This is a genomic window from Pseudarthrobacter sp. BRE9, assembly GCF_031844305.1.
Taxonomy (GTDB): Bacteria; Actinomycetota; Actinomycetes; order Actinomycetales; family Micrococcaceae; genus Arthrobacter.
This window is the reverse complement of record NZ_JAUZUY010000004.1, coordinates 101,434-118,640: the sequence shown is the minus strand read 5'-3', so window position 1 is coordinate 118,640 and position 17,207 is coordinate 101,434. Positions and strand designations below refer to the sequence as shown.

The following is a 17,207-nucleotide window of genomic DNA, read 5'->3' as shown; positions in this document are numbered from 1 at the left end:
GCCATGACTGTTACTGAAACCCACATCCCCTCACCGAAGGCGCCCACCACGGTGGAGCACGTCCTGACCCTCGACTGCCCGGAAGGGCCCGGCATTGTGCACGCCGTCTCCGGCTTCCTGCTGGAGCACGGCTGCGACATCATCGACAACAAGCAGTTCGGTGAACGCTCCGAGGGCCACTTCTTCATGCGCGTGCACTTCGTCTCCGAAGGGGACGAATCCACGCTGGATCTCCTGCGGTCCTCTTTTGCCCCCGTTGCCGGGAAGTTCGGCATGCGGTGGCAGCTGGAACGCCAGGGCTCCAAGCGCAGGGTGCTGATCATGGTGTCCAAGTTCGGGCACTGCCTCAACGACCTGCTGTTCCGGGCCCGGATCGGGGAACTGCCCATTGACGTGGTGGCAGTGGTGTCCAACCACCGGGACCACCAGGCCCTGGTGGAGTGGCACGGGATTCCGTTCCACCACATCCCGGTCACGGCCGGCACCAAGCCCGCAGCCGAGGCGCAGCTCATGGAACTGGTGGACGGGCTCGACGTGGAACTGGTGGTGCTGGCCCGCTACATGCAGGTGCTCAGCGACGACCTGACCCGGCAGCTGGACGGCCGGGCCATCAACATCCACCACTCGTTCCTGCCCAGCTTCAAGGGCGCCAAGCCCTACCACCAGGCCTATGCCCGCGGCGTCAAGACCGTGGGTGCCACGGCACACTACGTCAACGCGGAGCTGGACGAGGGGCCCATCATCGCCCAGCAGGTGGTGGAGGTGGACCACACGTACGGGCCGGAAGACCTGGTGGCCGCCGGCCGCGACACGGAATGCAAGGCCCTCTCCAACGCGGTCAAGTGGCACTGCGAAGGCCGGGTCATCCTGCAGGGCAACCGCACCGTGGTGCTCCGGTAACCGGGGTTCGTCAGCGCCACCCCGCACTGGCGCGGCGTGGAACGTTCGTTCCGCGCCGGGCCAGTGCGCGTGCCGCAGCGAACAGTCCGGCCAGGAACAGTGCAGCCAGCCATGCCACGAGGATGGAACGCGGCCAGAGACCCGCCAGACCAAGAAGCGCCGGAACGGTGGCCGTGACCTGGCTGGCCAGGACCAGCGCCCAACCGGTGAACGGTTCCAGCCGCACGGCACCGAGGGCCATTGACGCGAACAGCAGCGCCCACAGCACAGACCAGCACAGCCAGAGCACAGCGAGCAGCGGGTCGGTGCCCGACCAGGCAGCCCCCAACAGCAGCCCGCAGAACGCCACCATCCCGCAGAACCAGCCCAGTCCCCTGGACCCGAGAGCCAGCACCACATCCAGCCCTGCGTACAGGTATGTCAGTCCGAACAGGAACATGCCGGCGGCTGCCAGGAGCGCCGGCGTCCCGGTGTCACCAGCGGAGAGATGCACGACGCCGAGAACCAGCTGGGTGCCTCCGATCACCAGGCTGAACGCGGCGGCATCACGGCGGGGGAGCCGCCCCAGCGTGGCGAGGCCGTTGACCAGCAGCGCGGCGCCGGAGAGGAGCAGGCAGACGTACGGCATCAGTCTCTGCCGATCGGGGAACGCCGCGCGGCGCAGCTTCTCATTGGATGGAAACTCATTTTCATATCACGGATGTTAGCCGGGGTTCCCCGAGCTCAGCTATTCGTCCCCAGTCGCAATCCGATGAGGGTTGACTCTCTCAGGCGGGTACAAGCTGGCGGTGGCATGATCAACCCATGAATGCGATGCCTGCCGCTGCCGACCATCGCCGGAACTTCAACTCCCCGGCTCACCATTCCCGGCTCCGGATGCTGGTGATGCTCGGAGTCGGCGTGATTGCGGCGATAGCCGTCGGGGCCATTGGCAACTGGGCATACGCACCTGCCCTCGGATGGGCCGCTGCCTCGGCCACCTACCTCATCTGGGTGTGGAGTGTCATCGCGCGCTTGGGACCCGCGGCCACCGCTGCCCATGCCCGGCGCGAGGATCCTGGCCGGGTCTTCTCAGATGCCCTGGTCCTCACCGCTACCATGGCCAGCTTCGCGGGGGTGGCGCTGATCCTGCTTGATGCCTCGAACACCCAGGGGCCGGCCAAGGATGCCACGGTGGCCATGGCCCTGGGCAGCATCGCGCTCTCATGGTTCCTGGTCCATACGCTGTTCACCCTTCGATACGCCGCCATCTACTACCGTGACGGCACGGGCGTTGATTTCAACGAGGAGACCCAACCCCGCTATTCGGACTTTGCCTACCTGGCCTTCACCGTTGGCATGACCTTCCAGGTCTCGGATACGGACCTGAAAACGAACGCCATCCGCTCCACGGTCCTGCGGCAGGCGCTGTTGTCCTACCTCCTGGGAGCGATCGTGCTGGCCACCACCATCAACCTGGTCTCGGGACTTATCCACTAAGGTTCCAGGCGGCGGGATCGGATTCGCCGAACCTGCCCCGCCGCGTATGCCCGGCGGTTCCCGCCGGGCATACGCTGGGGCCATGGCAGACATGAGGGTTAACTGGCACCGGCGGCACAAGGACGGCCTCAGTGCCGGCGAAAGGGCAGCGGACACCCTCCGGAACGGGATGGGCAGCTGGCCGTTTGTGGGCATCTTCCTGGCATCCATGCTGGCATGGGCGCTGGTGAACACCTACGTCCTGGCAGCGAACGCCTGGGACCCCTACCCGTACATTCTCCTGAACCTGTTCCTTTCCATGCTGGCCGGCCTGCAGGGTGCAATCCTGCTGATCGCGGCCAAGCGCCAGGACGCCATCGCCTCCGCGATGGCGCAGCATGACTACGACACCGATGTCCGTGCGGAGGCGCAGATAGAAATGCTGATGAACATCAACGCTGAGCAGTTGAAACTTCTGCAGGAGCTGCGGGCTATGCGCGACCGGCCCTGAAAACGCCAATGGGTGCAACTCCGGTTGGAGTTGCACCCATTCTTGAAGCGTCGAACTAATCCTTCTTGAAGGCGTCCTTGACGTTCTCGCCAGCCTGCTTCAGGTCCGATTTGGCCTGGTCGGTCTTGCCTTCGGCCTTCAGGCTTTCGTCGCCTGTAGCGCTGCCGGCAGCTTCTTTGCCCTTGCCGCCCAGCTTCTCTGCGGCATTGCCGATCTTGTCATCCAAACCCATGGAGTTGCTCCTTACATTGGTGCTCTCCCTGGCCAAAGCCAGAGCCTGACCCCTCCATACTAAGCATGCTTTCGACTTTGGCACCCATTCGGCGTCGAAATTTTGTGTCCGGCCCGCTGTGTCCAGCCCGCGGGGACTCCCAGGGGGCGGGCGACGTGCAGCCGCTTCTGCTCCACCAGCCACTGGATGGATTCGAAGACGGCCTGCTCCGGCTCGTACCGCGGCGCGTAGCCCAGCAAGGACGTGGCCTTCTCAATGCTGAAGCAATGGCTGCGGTAGAGGTGGCCCCAGCTGGATTCGGCATATTCCCGGGAGGTGTTTTCGCGGAAGCGGTCCCAGGTCACCGTCTCCAACACGGCGGCGTGCCCGAACCAGGCGGCCGCGATGTCCGCATAGCCACGGACGGTAAGGGCCGTCGGGGCCACGATGTTGAAGTCCTCACCGGCGGCCGCCTCCCGTTGTGCGATGGCCTTTTCGAAAGCCTGGGCGACGTCGTCGGCATGCACGTGGTGCATGAGTTCCGCGCCGCTGCCGGGGATCCGGAGGGGCTGGCCGGCGGAGATGGTCTGCCAGACGGCGGGGTCCAGGTTTCCGAGCGGGCCGATGGGATGCCACCCCGGCCCGACGATATGGCCTGGATGCAGCGAGGTGGTTGCCAGGCCGCCGCCGGCGGTCTCCTCCTGCAGCATCACCGCGATCCGGTGTTTCTGGACGCCGTACTCACCAAAGGGCTCGGCCGCGGAATCCGAGCCTTCCCTGATGGGCAGCTTCAGGCTTTGGCCGTAGCGCAAGATGGAGCCGCAGAGCAGCAGGTGCCCCACCTCGCCCCGCAGCCGGTGCACCAGTGACGCCGCGGATTCGAGGGTGAAGCAGACCAGGTCCACCACGGCGTCCGGCTTGAGCGCGGACACGCGCTCAGCAAACCTTCCATCCCGGTCTTCCGCCTCCCGGTCCGCGGTGACCTGCCGGACCTGCTGCCATTCCGGCGTGTCCGTGTAGGGCCTGCTGGTGCCGCGGCTGATGTTGGTGACCTCGTGGCCGGCGCGGACCAGCCGGGGGATCAGGAACGAACCGATGTGGCCGCTGCCGCCGATGACGGTGACTTTCATTGCTCTCCGATCGTTGTATTCCCCTAACCGTAGGGCCGCAGCAGCAGGAAAGGGAGGTCCTGGCGGGCCTCCCTTTCGTGCTGGTTCGCCTTGCTCTTCCAGGTCATCAGGCAGGCTTGGCGTACTCGGCCGCACTCATGACTTCATAGCCAACGAACGTCTCGTCGTTTTCCACCCAGGCGTCGTGCCCGGCCGGGATGGAGTAGGCGTCACCGGCATGGATGGTGGTCCGCGTGCCGTCGTTGAGCTGCACCGTCAAGGTGCCGGCAGTGCAGAAGCCAAGGTGGTTGTTCTGGCAGCTGTCCGTCTTGACCACGGTCTTGACGGTTTCAGACCAGCGCCAGCCGGGCTCGAAGGTGAACCGGCCCAGGGTGGCGCCGCCAATGTTGACCACATCAACCTGGGTCTTGGGCGGGCGGCGCTTCTCATCGGGTTCGTTGAAGGATTTGGATTCGAGGTTCGTGACCGTTACTGCAGGCATTTCTGGCTCCTCAAAAGGGAGTGGCTATGAAACCCACGTGCGCTGAGCCGCTCAGGGAAAGAGGGTCCGGCAGGGCGGGAAGTGCCCGTCCAGAACCCGCCGAACCATGCGTTGTAACGCTTTCAATCTGCTCCCGGGCGGACCCGATGTCAATGACGTTTTTCCTCCTGGAACCACTCCCGGGGCGGATTGGTCACTTCCGGGGCGGAACGGTGCAGCCCCGGCTGCGCGGCCCACTTCACGCCGTTGGCCAGCACCCGCTGGATCTGCGGGTGGTGGTACACCGGGTACTCCTGGTCGCCCGGGCTGAAGTAGAAAATGCGGCCCTTGCCCCGGGTGAACGTGACGCCGGAACGGAACACCTCGCCGCCGGCGAAGGAGCTGATGAAGATCAGGTCGTCCGGGTCCGGGATGTCGAACAGTTCCCCGTACATCTCCTGCTCAGGGATGACGATGGGGCTGTCCACACCCTCGGCGATGGGATGTGATGGCTTGACGGTCCACACCAGCTCGCGCTCGCCGTCGTTCCGCCACGCCAGCGCGCAGCTGGTGCCCAGGAGCTTGGTGAAGATCTTCGCGAAGTGCCCCGAATGGAGCACGATCAGTCCCATTCCGCCGAGCACATGCCGGTGGACGCGTTCGACGACGGCGTCACTCACCTCAGCGTGGGCCATATGGCCCCACCAGAGCAGGACGTCCGTCTCCGCGAGCACCTCCTCGTCCAGGCCGTGCTCGTTGTCGGTGGCCAGGACCGCCGTCGTGATGTCAGCGTCCGGGAGGTAGGAACGAAGTCCTGCCGCGATGGCACCGTGGATGCCGTCGGGGTAGATCTCCCCGATATGCGAGGGCTCATTGATGGCCTCGTGGACGCCCTCGTTCCACACCCGGATCCTCAGTTTGCCGTTCATTAGAGCCGAACCTCCCTCTGCTCCAGCGCCGACTGGTAGCACGCGTCGATGATCTGTGCCCGGTAGAGCGCCAGCGAGCCGTCGTGCGCAGCCCAGACAGCTTCACCGCCGCGCACCGCCGTTACGAAGTCTTCCACCACTGCATCATGGGCGCGGCCCGGCAGCACGGTTGGCACATAGTCGGCGGATTCGCCGTCCTTGTCAGTGAACACCCGAAGCTGGCCGACCGGCGGGAAGGGTGCACCGTGCACCTTGAGTTCTGCGCCGCCGTCGGTTCCGTAGACCGTAAAGTCGAGCAGGTCATCCGATTCCCGGTAGGTGGCCCAGCCTGCCTCGATGAGCAGTGTCCCGCCGCCTTCAAGCCGGAGGAACGCTGACGCGAAGTCCTCCACCTCGAACGCGTGGCTGGTGGCCTGGGCCGAATACCGGCTTCCGCCGCCCTTGCCCTGCGGGCCCAGCTCTGAGTGCGTCGCGGCGGAGACCGCCACCACCTTCGGTTCGCCGAGGAGGTGAAGGGCGTAGTCCAGCGCGTGCACGCCGATGTCCGCCAGCGGGCCGCCGCCTGCAAGCTCGGGGTTGGTGAACCAGCTGCCCAGGGTGGGGATGCCGGAGCGGCGCAGCCAGGATGCCTTGGCGTAGTAGGGCCGGCCCAGCCCGCCGTCGTCGATCACTTCCTTCAGCGCCCGGATGTCGCCGCGGCGGCGGTGGTTGAAGGCGACGTCCAGGACCCGCCCGGCCTTCCGGGCTGCGTCCACCATGGCTTGGCCCTCGGCGGCGTTGCGCGCGATGGGCTTCTCGCTCAAAACGTGGATTCCCCGTTCCAGGGCGGCGATGGCGATGGGGGCGTGCAGGAACGTGGGCACTGCCACGCTGATGGCATCCAGGCCGCCGTGGTCCAGCATCTCTTCCCAGCCGGCGAACCCGTTGGGAATGGAGTACCCGGCCTGCAGGGAGTCGCGGAGTTCCTGTTCCATTCCCGCCAGCGACACGATGCGGACGCCGTCCAGCTCAGAATAGGCCTTCAGGTGCTGCTGGCCGGCCCAGCCAATGCCGACCACGCCCACCCGCAGTTCCCGGGCAGGCTGTTCGCCTGTCGCGGGCGGTTGCTGGCCGGAGGATTGCTCGTTGTTCACAGCTGCTCCCTTTTCCGTGCGGGTCTGGGCAGAGGGCGTTCCGCGGCCAGTGGCCGAAGCTGCCTTCCCTGGTGGTTTTTCAGCTTAGCCGCCAGTTGGTGCGGCAAGGCGGAGCAACCGGTCGACGGCGTCACGCAGGGCACGCTTTCGACCCGCCTTTGGTGCGTCTGCCGCTAAAACCCGGCCTCCCGCCGTCGGCCGTTCCTTGAAAACCTGCCCTGCGTGACAGGTGCGTAACTCCTGCGTGCGGCGGGACGCCTGAAACTCGGTGGCGGATGACCGAAACGACCATTTAACACGCCGGAAACCCACCCCAAAATAGCCGCCATACAGTTGGAACCAGACGGCAACAGCCGCCCCTCCGCTGAACGTGGTCTCTCCATCCGCGTCCCTCCTCGGAGCGGCTCTGACGGCACATACCGTTCTCTCTTCGCATCTTGAAAGGGGTTTCCCATGGATTCGGGAAATGTCGCTTGGATTTTGGCCAGCTCGGCGCTGGTTTGCATGATGATCCCCGCCCTGGCCCTGTTTTACGGGGGCATGGTGGGGTCGCGCCGGATTCTGAACATGATGATGATGTGCTTCGGCGGCGCCAGCCTGGTGGCCGTCCTGTGGGCATTGTTCGGGTACTCGATGGCGTTCGGCAACTCCGTTGGGGGGCTGGGGCTGATCGGGGACGTGACCGAGTTCCCCGGCATGGGCCAGCTGCTGGCCACCGATGATTCGGCGTCCATTCCGGTCATCCTGTTCGCCGCGTTCCAGCTGTTCTTCGCCTGCGTCACCACGGCCCTGGTTGCCGGTGCGGCTGCCGGCAGGATGAAGTTCGGCGCCTGGATGCTGTTCGCCGGCATTTGGGCCACCGTTGTCTACTTCCCCATCGCCCACTGGGTGTTCGCATTCAACTCGGCGGACGGCAGCACGGTTGGCGGCTGGATCGCCAACGGCATCAAGGCCATCGACTTCGCCGGCGGCACCGCAGTCCATATGAACGCCGGCGCGGCCGCACTGGCACTGGCCCTGGTCCTTGGCAAGAGCTCCGGCTGGCCCAAGGTGGAACACGCCAAGCCGCACAGCCGGCCGCTTGTCCTGGTCGGTGCCGGACTGCTCTGGGTCGGCTGGTTCGGCTTCAACGCCGGTTCCGCCCTCTCGGCCGGCCAGTCGGCGTCGGTGGTCTTCCTCAACACCGCCGTAGCAGCGTCCGCGGGCCTGCTCGCCTGGGCCCTGGTGGAGCGGGTCCGCCACGGCGCAGCCACCAGCATGGGCGCCGCCTCCGGCCTGATCTCCGCACTCGTGGCCATCACCCCCGCCTGTGGCGCCGTCAGCCCGCTCGGCGCTGTGGCCATCGGCGCCATCGCCGGGGCCGTCTGCTCCCTGGCCATCGAACTGAAGTTCCGGCTCGGTTTCGATGATTCCCTCGACGTCGTCGGCGTCCACCTCGTCGGCGGCATCCTGGGCACCCTGCTCATCGGCCTCTTCGCCACCGACGCAGCACCCAACGCCGTCACCGGCCTCTTCTACGGCGGCGGGTTCGAACTGCTGGGTGTCCAGGCCATCGCCACCGTCACGGTGCTGGTCTACTCCTTCGGCATCACCTGGGTCCTGGCAAAGATCCTGGACAAGACCATCGGCCTGCGCATCAAGCCCGAGGACGAACTGCGCGGCATCGACCTGGCAGCCCACTCCGAGCTGGCCTACCTGACGGACGAGGACCCGGTGGAACTGGGGTCGCCGCAGCGGGTCTAGCAACAACGGATCCAGCAACAACGGATCCAGCAACAGCTGCCGGGCGCCCGCCTGCTGGGGGCGGCGCCCGGTGCACTTTCCCGGCGCAGCGGTTTCGCGTCCCAGCGCACGAGTCAGGGCCAAACCTTGGACCGGTGCCGGCATCAGCCGGCTTATAGTTCCAGGGTTTGGCCCTTCGCCGTGTCCGACGTTGGAGTGGCTAGTGTTCCGTGCAGACCAGGATCCCACCCCGCACTTCCAGCACCGCGGCCCGCACATGGCTGAGGTGCGTGCGCGGGTCCGGGGCCATAGTATCGATGTCCTCGCCACCCCAGCAGGGATGCGTGAAGTACACCAGCAGCGCACGTTGCGTGCCGGCGTCGGACGTGTCCCCGGGCACCCCGTTCGCAAGGGGCACCCTGTCCGCAAGGGGCACCACGTCAGCATGGCGCCCGACGACGGCCCTTCCGTCCACCGTCTCCGGCGCCGTGAGGATCAGCCCGCCACGGTGCTCCTGCCGGACCCAGTTGCCGGTTGCGTCAGGGGAGCGGTAGACGGCCTGGCCGCGCCACTCGTCCACGATCATCCAGTAGCTGCCGCCGAGGCGGAAAACCTTGGGTCCTTCGTGCGGCCGGCCCGGGATGGCGACCCCTTCCAGTGTCCAGGACGATGGATCGTCCGGGGTGTCGCTGACCGCTGTGCAAGTGTTGGATCCGCGGGCCTCGTCCTTGTACCAGAGCCGGTACCGGCCGTCCCCGCAGCGGGCAACGGCGGCGTCGATCACCCGCGGCGAGTCCAGGTCAATGCCGCCCAGGTACTCCCAGTTCACCAGGTCGTGACTGGCAAACTGGACGATTTCCGCCTTGCCGGTCCAGTCCGTGCGCCGGCCGCCCAGGACCGTGAGGTACATGATCCAACGGTCTCCAATGCGTACGACGTCGGGCGCCCAGAGGGTTGCCGGCAGTTCCGTTCCCGGCGGAATGAGGCCGTCTACGGTGCCCTGGTAGTCCCAGGTGGCGCCGCCGTCGGACGACCTGGCGACGCCGATGCCGGTTCCGTGCACCCATTCAACCTCTGTCAGTCCCGGGGCAGTGCACGGCGCTGGGTGTAGAAGAGGACCCACCCGCCCTTGAGGTGGTCGGCGACGAGGACGGGGTCGGTGGGGCCGTCCCAGACGGGGTCGCGGTAGGGGACAGTGAAGGCATCGGGGCGCAGGGGAGCCAGGGCCGGCCGGGCTGACGCTGCAAGGGTCTGATCGGCGGCCTGCTGCTGTGACATCTCTTCTCCAACGTTATAGTTTTGCGTTGGAGACCAGCATAGGCGGCGTTCACGCTACGCAAACGCATTCTCGCTGCGCACATTCATTGCCGCTACCGAGTTATGGGATGCGCCAGGGAATCTGCGCGTCGAAATTGCGTGTGCGCGTCGAAACCGGGAAGCCTACTCCTTGAACAGCCCGGCCAGGTCCTCGGCCGTGATGGCGCCACCGGCCAGGGCGTCGCCCTCCATGACGTCGGCGAACAGCTGGGACTTCCGGGTCTTCAGCGCCATCACCTTTTCCTCGATGGTGTCCTTGGCCACGAGCCGGTACACCATGACGTTCCGGGCCTGGCCGATCCGGTGCGTGCGGTCCACCGCCTGCGCCTCGGAGGCAGGGTTCCACCAGGGATCGAGCAGGAACACGTAGTCGGCTTCGGTGAGGTTGAGCCCGAACCCGCCGGCCTTCAGCGAGATCAGGAACACCGGCGCGCTGCCGTTCTTGAATTCGCTGACCACGTCGGCACGGTTCCGCGTGCTGCCGTCGAGGTAGCAGTACTCGATGTCCTCCTCGTCCAGGCGCTCCCGGACCTTCCCCAGGAACCCCGTGAACTGGCTGAAGATCAGGGCGCGGTGCCCCTCGGCCACCAGGTCCTGGAGCTGCTCGAACAACACATCCAGCTTGCTGGAGCGCACGGCGGACAGCGCCGGGTCCACCAGGGACACGTCCAGGCTCAGCTGCCGCAGCAGCGTCAGCGACTGGAAAATGGTGAACCTGTTCTTGTTGACGTCCTCGATCAGCCCCAGGATTTTTTGCCGCTCGCGCTGCAGGTGCGTCTGGTACACCTTCTGGTGCCGCGGGTTCAGGACCACCTCCAGGACCTGCTCCTGCTTGGGCGGCAGGTCCTTGATCACCTGGTCCTTGGTGCGCCGCACCATCAGCGGCCGGACACGGCGCCGGAGCTTCTCCAGCTGCCCCTTGTCGCCGTTTTTCTCCACGGGCTTCTGGTAGTACTCGGCGAAGCGTTTGGGGCTGGAAAAAAGGCCGGGGGCCACGATGGAGGTCAGGGCCCAGAACTCCATGAGGTTGTTCTCCAGCGGAGTACCCGTGATGGCCAGCTTGAACGCCGCCGGCAGCTTGCGCGCGCACTGGTAGGCCTTGGACTGGTGGTTCTTCACGAACTGGGCCTCATCCAGCACCAGCCCCGCCCAGCTGCGGGAGGCATAGGACTCGTAATCGATGCGGAACAAGGCATAGGAAGTGATGACGATGTCGGCCCCGCTGAGTGCCTCCGCCACCTCCTGGCCGCTCTTGGCAAAGGTCTCGCCCACCGTCCGGACGGTAAGGCCGGGCGCGAAGCGGGCAGCTTCGGCTGCCCAGTTGCCCACCACGCTGGTGGGGGCCACCACCAGGAAGGGCGCGACGGCGGTGGGCGGCGTGCCCGGGGCAGTGTCACCGAGTGCCACAGGGGCAGCCGCGGCGGCCGCGTGCTCCTTGGCGGCGCACATCAACGCCAGGGCCTGCACGGTCTTGCCCAGGCCCATGTCGTCGGCCAGGATTCCGCCGAGTCCGTGCTTGAACAAAAAGCTGAGCCAGTTATAGCCCTCCAGCTGGTAGGGGCGCAGCTCGGCGTTGAGGGAGGACGGGAGCGGCAGCCCGTCCGTGCCGCCCTCCAGCAGGCCGCCCACCGCGGACCGCCAGGCCGCAGCCTGTTCGTCCACGATCCCCAGCTGCGCCAGCTCGTCCCACAGCCCTGCCTGGAACCGGCTGATCTGCAGCGGCGCATCCTTGTTGTCCTGCAGTGACCTGGCTTCCTCGATCAGCGCCCGCAGCTGGTGCAGCTCCGGCAGGTCCAGGGAGAAGTAGGCACCGCTGGGCAGCAGCATCCTGGTTTGTCCCGCGGCGAGCGCGGAGAATACGGCGGCGAAGGAAACGGGCTGGCCTTCCAGGGAAATCTGGATGCCCAGGTCGAACCAGTCGCGCTGTTCGGTGGCTTTGGTGGAGATGGACACCACCGGGGCCTCCTCGGCCTCGCGGTAGTCGGCGATGTCGCCCACCGTCTCCACGTCAACGTCCGGGGCTTCGCGCAGCCGGGGCAGCACTTCCTCGGTGAAGGCCAGGGTGTCCAGGCCCGTCAGTTCGGCAGACGCGGCCAGCCGGGGGGTGCCCCAGCCGCCCGTGGCGGACTCGCCCAGCGCGGGCACCACGTCCCAGGGCCGGCCGATGCCCTCGAGGATGCGGGATTCAGCGGTGTCGTCGCGGTAGCCGGCGTCGCCGGGGTGCCGCCACAAAGGCTGCGCGGTGACCAGCTTGCCGGTCTTGTAATGCCACTCCCAGTGCAGCCGCACCCGGTGGTCCGCCCCGTAATTGGCCAGCAGCGACAGGCTGGGGACGGCCAGTTCGGGCAGTTCCACGGATTCGTCGCGTGCCGTGACCCGGGCCGTCTGCTTCAGTTTCGGGTAGAAGCCGGTGAGGAACCGTGACTCGTCCCGGGCCGGAATGTGCAGGGTGGTGGCGGCGGTGACGAACGCCAGCAGCTCCTCGCTGAGTCCGTTCTCGAGGGGTGCCAGGGTGATGGTTCCGTTGGGATCGGGAACACCGGGCAGCGCGGCCTCGCCGGAGGTAAAGAACAGTCCGTGCGCGGGCCGGCCGATGGTGCCCACGGACGCCGGATCAACCTCAGCCCCTTCCACGGTGATGGTGGGCGAAAGCTCCAGCCCGCCGTCGGACGCCTCTTCCGGGGCCGTGGTGCGGGCATCAGCAGAGGGGGCTTCGGCCACCGGAGTGCCGTACCGGCTCAGGGACAGCCCGACGGCGGCAGGGGCTTTGGCGAGCCGGACCGGTTCGGTGCCGCGCGAGTGGACCAGGGCGAGCCCGATCTTCCGGGCATCGGACAACTGGCTCCACAGGTTCTTGCCCGCATAGGCGTTCAGGCTCAGCCACAGGCCCGCTGAGTTGTGCATCCGGCTGGCGGAGGAAGAGTGGCCGGCAAGGAATTCCTGCAGCCATTCCACGTGCGCCTGGTTCGATTCGCGCCGGAAGTTCAGGTAGCTCAGAGTGTTCCAGGAAACGTCGCCGCGGATCCATTTGCCCTTGGCCCCCATGATGACGGGCCGCACCTTGAGCTGCCGCACACCGCGTACCGGGTCCCGGCGGCCGGTGTAGGAGAAATGCGGCGGCGGTTCCTCGACCTCGAACTGCAGGGCCAGGGGAACTCCGCCGGCAGAGGGGGCGGAACCTGGCTGGGAGATCAGTGGGCTGAGGGCCTGCTCCCAGTCGGAGAGGGCCGCCGAGGGTGCGCGGGACACCTGCGTGGAGGTGGACGGGGTCAGCAGCTGCACCCGGATGGACGGGTTGTCCTCCGCCGCGAAGAGCAGGGCCGCCACGTGTTTGCAGTCCTTGCGGACCGGGCAGCTGCACACGCCCAGGGTGCAGCTCCAGCCGCCGCCCTTCCGGACCAGCTTGGCCGTGGTGGAATACGGAACCTCCGCCCCGCCCCGGACCTTTCCCAGCATGAGCCCCGTGCCGCCGTCGAACGATATGCCGGAGACCCTGCTCGCCATGGCATACGCCAGCCCCGCCGCCAGCGAGCGGTCGTTGATGGCGGGTGTCTGAATTGCCAGGTCCGCACTGTCGTCCGGTTGGGATGGCATGTACGCGCTACTTTCGGCAGGTCACGGCGGGGCCGGGTCCGGTGGGTGGTTATCTGATCCATCTTAGTTCGCCGGGCGGCAGGCCCATGCCGGGCCTCTTCCGGGCCGGCCCGAAAACTTCGCCTGACGTTCATCTCCTGCAACACGCTGCCTTCTACAGGCTGCCGTAGCGTGAAAGCGTCGGTGTACCGCTACCTCCAGCAAGGAGTGCCATGACCACCAGCCAGCCCGTTGTCCTGACCAGCAGCAGCATCCACGGCAGGGACGAGGAGGTGGTGGAGGCCAACGCGGCCATCATCGATGCCATGCACAATGCGCTGCTGGGCGCGGACCGCATGTCACCCGTTGCCGTCCGCAGCTACTTCGTTGACTTCTACCTTTGCCAGGTGCTGGAAGGCGGGTTTGCGCTGTACGCCGTCATGGCGGCCGCCCGGACCACCACGGACGCGCTGGTCCGGGAGGGCATGGCAGGAATGGGCGCCACTGCACACCTTGACCTGTTCAACCGCGCCGTTGACGCGCACGACGCGCTGACCGCCGAAACTGCGCAGGCCTACCTGGACGGGCCTGGCGGCACCGGAGCCGATCCCGACGGCGTCCTCCGGATCGAGGAGCTCGACGGCGAGTTCGAAGAGTTGCTGGAACACGAGAACATCACCGCCCTCAACGCCCGCTGGCTGCGCGGCCAAGCGGACCTCCTGGTGCTGGACGATGAGGAAGTGGGCCCGTACATCCAGTACCTGGCGGCCCTGGTCCCCGGGGAAAAAGAAAATTCCAGGCGCCCGTAACCTTTCCCAAACCGCAGGCGATGTAGTCCGTGATGGGTCCGCACGGCGGACCCACTCTGATGTGTTGTCTAGGTTTGGAGAAGTTAGATGTCTGTGTTCACCGTTCTTGCCACCAGCAAAATCGCCGCCGGAGTCCTGGCCGCCGGAACCCTGGCAGTAGGAGGAACCGGCGCCGCCGCCGTCTCCGGCGTCCTTCCGACCCAGGCCCAGCAGACCGCCCACGAACTCTTTGGCGCACCTGCCCCCAAGCTTGCAGCCGAAGCAGCGGCTGACGCCCAGGCTACCCCCGCCCCCACGGCCACCGAAGCTGTGACCGGCGCCCTGAAGACCGCCGACGCCGATGCCTCCGCCACGGCCTCCGGCTCGGCTGCCGCCTCCGACGAAAAGGTCGGCGCCGACGCAACCACTTCCGCAGCCGCCAACACCGCTGTTGACGCCGCCGGTCCGGCAGCCCTGGGCCTCTGCACCGCCTACACCCACGGCGGCGTTGACGCTTCCTCCAAAGCGTTCTCCTCGCTGTCCATCGCCGCCCAGGGTGATGCGAACATCGAGAGCTACTGCACCGACGTTGTGGCCAAGGCCGACGCCGCTGCCAAGGCCGGCGCCGAAACCAAGGGTTCCGCTGCCGTTGAGGTTGAAAAGCCTGAGGTTCCGTCCGCTCCCGCGGTTCCCGCAGTTCCGGCCGTTCCGGGCGTCGACGGCGCACCCGCCGTTCCTGCCGTCCCTGCCGTCCCCGCCGCGGCCGGCAACACCGTGCACGCACCGTCAGTTTCTGCCCGCTAAGGCACATTGGCTAGTCTGGACTGCGGCCGCCGCTCCGGCGCGGCCTCGTCCAGGCAGCCGGCCGGGGGCACGCGCTGTTGGGTGTGCACCCCTTAACGACCCGCAAAAAGGCAGCTGGAAGACCACGGGGACTGGCAGTCCATACCCGAAACCGGGACAAGGCGCGGGCCGGATCCCGGGATGGAGGAGCCGCAGGTGCTGGACACTTTGGCCCAAGAAGAGATCGACATATTCGACAACGCAGCCGGAACCGATCCGGCCGCGTTGTTCGCCGCTGCCTATCGAACCTTCGCGGGCCCGGTGCAGGGCTACCTCAAGGCGCGGGGACTCGATGACCCCGAAGCCGTCACACAGGATGTCTTCCTGGCCTTCTATCCCAAAATCGGCAACCTCACCGGCGGCCTGGCGGGCGCCAAGTCGCTGATTTTTTCCATCGCCCACGCCCGCATGGTGGACCACTACCGGCGGCTGGAGCGCAGGCCGCAGCTCACACCGTACGACCCCCAGCAGGACGGCCGTACCTCACCGTCCGCGGAGGACCACGCCGTGGAACTGACCGGTGGCGCCGCGGCGATGCTGGCAGGCCTCAGCGAGGAACACCAGGAAGTCCTGGCCCTGCGCGTCGTGGCGGACCTGTCCATCGACCAGGTGGCCGCCATCATGGGCAAGAGCGCCGGAGCCATCAAGCAGCTCCAGCGCCGCGCCCTGCAGAACCTCAAGGCACAAACGCTCAAAAGAAACCAGGCGAATCATGAGTGACACCGCAGGATCCCGCAACGATGGGGCCATCGACCAGCTCCTGCTGGAGGCAGGCATGGACGACGACGGCCAGCTCCGCCACGCCCTGGTCAGCTTGCGTGCCCTGGCAGTGGAGACCCCTGAGCCCTCGGCCGACATCGCAGCGCTGATGGCAGGTGCGTCCGCTGCCGGCCCCGCCGCCACTGCGCTTCCCACTGCCGGCCCCGTGGCAACACCCGTCCTCCCCGCCAGCCGGCCGGCCGATGAGCTCGCCGCGCGCCGGAAGGCCAAGCGCCGCATCACGCTCACCACGTTGTCGGTGGCCGCTTCGCTCGCGGCCGGTGGTGCCGTGGCCGCCGCCTCCGACCAGGGGTTCCGCGAATCCTTCAACCAGCTGAACCACGCCGTCACCTCTTTCGTGACGGGGTCCACCGTGGCACCCGCCGGCCACGACGTCCCAAAGTTGCCCGCGCCCCAGCCCGCGGTCCCCCGGACGCCGGCAACCAGCAGCGCGGATGCCGTTCCGCCGGCACCCGCGCCCGCTTCAGCACCAGCCGGAGAGACGCCGTCGGACGTTCCCGCACGGCCGGGGAACGCGCCCAGCCACGGTGCTGCCGCCCGGAAGCCGGCGGGCGCCCCCACGGAACCGTCCCTGCCCGCCAACGTTCCCGAGGACGTCAGGAAGGGCCTGGAACAAGGCTCCAGGCTGCCCGTTCCTGTGCCCACGGAAGTTCCGCTCCCGGGCAAGGTGCCGGACGTTCCCGTGAAGTAGGCCAGGCTGCCGGCAGGCCTAATAGCCCTGGCCCGCCGCCTTGATCATCGCGCCCGACGGATCCGACAGGTACCAGACGCCGCCGACGCCCTGGCCCAGGACGTCGCCGGGCTTGGTGTCCTTGACGTAGTAATAGAGCGGCATGCCGTTCAGCGTCACCTGCTTTTTTCCGTCAGGGGTGTTGATGGTGCCCAGCTTCCCGGTCACGCCGTCGGCCGCAGGAGAACCCGAGGTGGTGGTCAGCGGCGGCCACTGCACCAGGCAGTTGCCGGTGCAGGCGCTGGTGCCGGAGTCCTTGGTGTCCTTGGTGAAGAAATAAAGGCTCATTCCCTTCGAATCCACCACAATGGAGCCTGCCGAGGAGGACGCCGTTTTGAGGTCGACGGCGGCCCCCGCCTGCGACGATGACGCGGACATTGAGGCCATGCCGGACGAAGAAGCAGCGCTGGACGCGGCGCCGGACGCGCTGCTTGATGCGGTGCTTGCGGCACCCGGGGCCGGGCTGGTGGCCGCGGGGGTGGTGCTGTTGCCGCAGCCGGTGAGGGCTGCCGCCAGGGCCAGGACGGCAAGGCCTGGCCCGACATGGTGTTTCATGGTGTGCTCCTTGGCTGTACTTTCGTGGCTGGTGCTTATTGCTGATGCATTCTGCGGGCGCCCGGCATCGAATCACCGGCCGCTAACCCCTATGACGCTTCCGGGTAAAGAATGGTTCACAGGCGCTGCGGACCCGGGCAACTGAACCGATTCCTGCTTCCCGGCGT

Annotated in this window: 18 protein-coding genes; 8 read left to right on the top strand and 10 right to left on the bottom strand. The window is 67.0% G+C overall.

Translation table 11 applies throughout. The annotated features are described in order from the left end of the window. Nucleotides 1-3 precede the first annotated feature (3 nt). Nucleotides 4-900, top strand: coding sequence for a formyltetrahydrofolate deformylase (gene purU, locus Q9R31_RS10320; protein WP_311262638.1), 897 nt, complete (start codon nucleotides 4-6; stop codon nucleotides 898-900). 10 nt (nucleotides 901-910) lie between these two features. On the opposite strand, the gene Q9R31_RS10315 is transcribed toward purU, so the two are convergent. Next, the gene (locus tag Q9R31_RS10315) at nucleotides 911-1,528 is read right to left on the bottom strand and encodes an AmiS/UreI family transporter (RefSeq protein WP_311262637.1); all 618 of its coding nucleotides are present in this window, start codon (nucleotides 1,526-1,528) and stop codon (nucleotides 911-913) included. Between the two features lie 176 nt (nucleotides 1,529-1,704). Here Q9R31_RS10315 and Q9R31_RS10310 point away from each other — a divergent pair, with 176 nt between their 5' ends. Both Q9R31_RS10310 and Q9R31_RS10305 read left to right on the top strand, forming a co-directional pair. Beyond that, nucleotides 1,705-2,379 carry a DUF1345 domain-containing protein gene (locus Q9R31_RS10310; RefSeq protein WP_311262636.1) on the top strand — a complete coding sequence of 225 codons (675 nt, stop codon included), beginning with the start codon at nucleotides 1,705-1,707 and terminating at the stop codon, nucleotides 2,377-2,379. Nucleotides 2,380-2,461: 82 nt separating this feature from the next. Further along, nucleotides 2,462-2,869, top strand: coding sequence for a DUF1003 domain-containing protein (locus Q9R31_RS10305; protein WP_311262635.1), 408 nt, complete (start codon nucleotides 2,462-2,464; stop codon nucleotides 2,867-2,869). A gap of 55 nt (nucleotides 2,870-2,924) precedes the next feature. Here Q9R31_RS10305 and Q9R31_RS10300 read toward each other — a convergent pair whose 3' ends face one another. From Q9R31_RS10300 to Q9R31_RS10280, 5 genes are all read right to left on the bottom strand, one after another. Next, nucleotides 2,925-3,101, bottom strand: a complete 177-nt coding sequence (locus Q9R31_RS10300; RefSeq protein WP_214946270.1) for a CsbD family protein — start codon at nucleotides 3,099-3,101, stop codon at nucleotides 2,925-2,927. A gap of 59 nt (nucleotides 3,102-3,160) precedes the next feature. Further along, nucleotides 3,161-4,210, bottom strand: a complete 1,050-nt coding sequence (locus Q9R31_RS10295) for an NAD(P)-dependent oxidoreductase (RefSeq protein ID WP_311262634.1) — start codon at nucleotides 4,208-4,210, stop codon at nucleotides 3,161-3,163. 106 nt (nucleotides 4,211-4,316) lie between these two features. Continuing rightward, nucleotides 4,317-4,691 (bottom strand): cupin domain-containing protein, encoded by a 375-nt coding sequence (locus Q9R31_RS10290; RefSeq protein WP_311262633.1) that lies wholly within the window; start codon nucleotides 4,689-4,691, stop codon nucleotides 4,317-4,319. Nucleotides 4,692-4,840: 149 nt separating this feature from the next. Next, nucleotides 4,841-5,599, bottom strand: coding sequence for a ThuA domain-containing protein (locus Q9R31_RS10285; RefSeq protein WP_311262632.1), 759 nt, complete (start codon nucleotides 5,597-5,599; stop codon nucleotides 4,841-4,843). After that, a complete protein-coding gene (locus tag Q9R31_RS10280; RefSeq protein WP_311262631.1) occupies nucleotides 5,599-6,732 on the bottom strand; it encodes a Gfo/Idh/MocA family oxidoreductase in 1,134 nt (377 codons plus the stop codon). The genes Q9R31_RS10285 and Q9R31_RS10280 overlap by 1 nt, the downstream gene beginning before the upstream one ends. 453 nt (nucleotides 6,733-7,185) lie before the next feature. Between Q9R31_RS10280 and Q9R31_RS10275 the strand changes: the two genes are divergently transcribed. Continuing rightward, complete coding sequence (locus Q9R31_RS10275; protein WP_311262630.1) at nucleotides 7,186-8,475, top strand: ammonium transporter; 1,290 nt, start codon at nucleotides 7,186-7,188, stop codon at nucleotides 8,473-8,475. A 199-nt stretch (nucleotides 8,476-8,674) separates the two neighbouring features. On the opposite strand, the gene Q9R31_RS10270 is transcribed toward Q9R31_RS10275, so the two are convergent. The 3 genes from Q9R31_RS10270 to Q9R31_RS10260 form a co-directional block, all read right to left on the bottom strand. After that, on the bottom strand, nucleotides 8,675-9,517 hold the full coding sequence (locus tag Q9R31_RS10270; protein WP_311262629.1) for a glycoside hydrolase: 843 nt from the start codon (nucleotides 9,515-9,517) through the stop codon (nucleotides 8,675-8,677). 14 nt (nucleotides 9,518-9,531) lie between these two features. Next, entirely contained in the window at nucleotides 9,532-9,732 is a 201-nt protein-coding gene (locus tag Q9R31_RS10265; RefSeq protein WP_311262628.1) for a hypothetical protein, read from the bottom strand. A 162-nt stretch (nucleotides 9,733-9,894) separates the two neighbouring features. Next, the gene (locus Q9R31_RS10260) at nucleotides 9,895-13,365 is read right to left on the bottom strand and encodes a DEAD/DEAH box helicase (RefSeq protein WP_311262627.1); all 3,471 of its coding nucleotides are present in this window, start codon (nucleotides 13,363-13,365) and stop codon (nucleotides 9,895-9,897) included. 212 nt (nucleotides 13,366-13,577) lie between these two features. Between Q9R31_RS10260 and Q9R31_RS10255 the strand changes: the two genes are divergently transcribed. The 4 genes from Q9R31_RS10255 to Q9R31_RS10240 all read left to right on the top strand — a co-directional run bounded on the left by Q9R31_RS10255 (nucleotide 13,578) and on the right by Q9R31_RS10240 (nucleotide 16,446). Then, nucleotides 13,578-14,153 (top strand): hypothetical protein, encoded by a 576-nt coding sequence (locus Q9R31_RS10255; protein ID WP_311262626.1) that lies wholly within the window; start codon nucleotides 13,578-13,580, stop codon nucleotides 14,151-14,153. Nucleotides 14,154-14,240: 87 nt separating this feature from the next. Further along, entirely contained in the window at nucleotides 14,241-14,936 is a 696-nt protein-coding gene (locus Q9R31_RS10250) for a protein tyrosine phosphatase (RefSeq protein WP_311262625.1), read from the top strand. Nucleotides 14,937-15,116: 180 nt separating this feature from the next. Next, nucleotides 15,117-15,695 carry an RNA polymerase sigma factor gene (locus Q9R31_RS10245; RefSeq protein WP_311262624.1) on the top strand — a complete coding sequence of 193 codons (579 nt, stop codon included), beginning with the start codon at nucleotides 15,117-15,119 and terminating at the stop codon, nucleotides 15,693-15,695. Then, nucleotides 15,688-16,446, top strand: coding sequence for a hypothetical protein (locus tag Q9R31_RS10240; RefSeq protein WP_311262623.1), 759 nt, complete (start codon nucleotides 15,688-15,690; stop codon nucleotides 16,444-16,446). The genes Q9R31_RS10245 and Q9R31_RS10240 overlap by 8 nt, the downstream gene beginning before the upstream one ends. An 18-nt stretch (nucleotides 16,447-16,464) precedes the next feature. On the opposite strand, the gene Q9R31_RS10235 is transcribed toward Q9R31_RS10240, so the two are convergent. Continuing rightward, nucleotides 16,465-17,040: a hypothetical protein gene (locus tag Q9R31_RS10235; protein WP_311262622.1), complete on the bottom strand. Its 576-nt coding sequence runs from the start codon at nucleotides 17,038-17,040 to the stop codon at nucleotides 16,465-16,467. Nucleotides 17,041-17,207: the final 167 nt, after the last annotated feature.

Bases quoted from the DNA above. Each gene is read 5' to 3' on its own strand.
- Q9R31_RS10310 (WP_311262636.1), top strand. From the start codon at position 1,705: ATGAATGCGATGCCTGCCGCTGCCGACCATCGCCGGAACTTCAACTCC.
- Q9R31_RS10260 (WP_311262627.1), bottom strand. From the start codon at position 13,365: ATGCCATCCCAACCGGACGACAGTGCGGACCTGGCAATTCAGACACCC.
- Q9R31_RS10265 (WP_311262628.1), bottom strand. From the start codon at position 9,732: ATGTCACAGCAGCAGGCCGCCGATCAGACCCTTGCAGCGTCAGCCCGG.
- Q9R31_RS10315 (WP_311262637.1), bottom strand. From the start codon at position 1,528: ATGCCGTACGTCTGCCTGCTCCTCTCCGGCGCCGCGCTGCTGGTCAAC.
- Q9R31_RS10235 (WP_311262622.1), bottom strand. From the start codon at position 17,040: ATGAAACACCATGTCGGGCCAGGCCTTGCCGTCCTGGCCCTGGCGGCA.
- Q9R31_RS10300 (WP_214946270.1), bottom strand. From the start codon at position 3,101: ATGGGTTTGGATGACAAGATCGGCAATGCCGCAGAGAAGCTGGGCGGC.
- Q9R31_RS10255 (WP_311262626.1), top strand. From the start codon at position 13,578: ATGACCACCAGCCAGCCCGTTGTCCTGACCAGCAGCAGCATCCACGGC.
- Q9R31_RS10245 (WP_311262624.1), top strand. From the start codon at position 15,117: ATGGAGGAGCCGCAGGTGCTGGACACTTTGGCCCAAGAAGAGATCGAC.
- Q9R31_RS10290 (WP_311262633.1), bottom strand. From the start codon at position 4,691: ATGCCTGCAGTAACGGTCACGAACCTCGAATCCAAATCCTTCAACGAA.
- Q9R31_RS10275 (WP_311262630.1), top strand. From the start codon at position 7,186: ATGGATTCGGGAAATGTCGCTTGGATTTTGGCCAGCTCGGCGCTGGTT.
- Q9R31_RS10285 (WP_311262632.1), bottom strand. From the start codon at position 5,599: ATGAACGGCAAACTGAGGATCCGGGTGTGGAACGAGGGCGTCCACGAG.
- Q9R31_RS10305 (WP_311262635.1), top strand. From the start codon at position 2,462: ATGGCAGACATGAGGGTTAACTGGCACCGGCGGCACAAGGACGGCCTC.
- Q9R31_RS10295 (WP_311262634.1), bottom strand. From the start codon at position 4,210: ATGAAAGTCACCGTCATCGGCGGCAGCGGCCACATCGGTTCGTTCCTG.
- Q9R31_RS10250 (WP_311262625.1), top strand. From the start codon at position 14,241: ATGTCTGTGTTCACCGTTCTTGCCACCAGCAAAATCGCCGCCGGAGTC.
- Q9R31_RS10240 (WP_311262623.1), top strand. From the start codon at position 15,688: ATGAGTGACACCGCAGGATCCCGCAACGATGGGGCCATCGACCAGCTC.
- purU (WP_311262638.1), top strand. From the start codon at position 4: ATGACTGTTACTGAAACCCACATCCCCTCACCGAAGGCGCCCACCACG.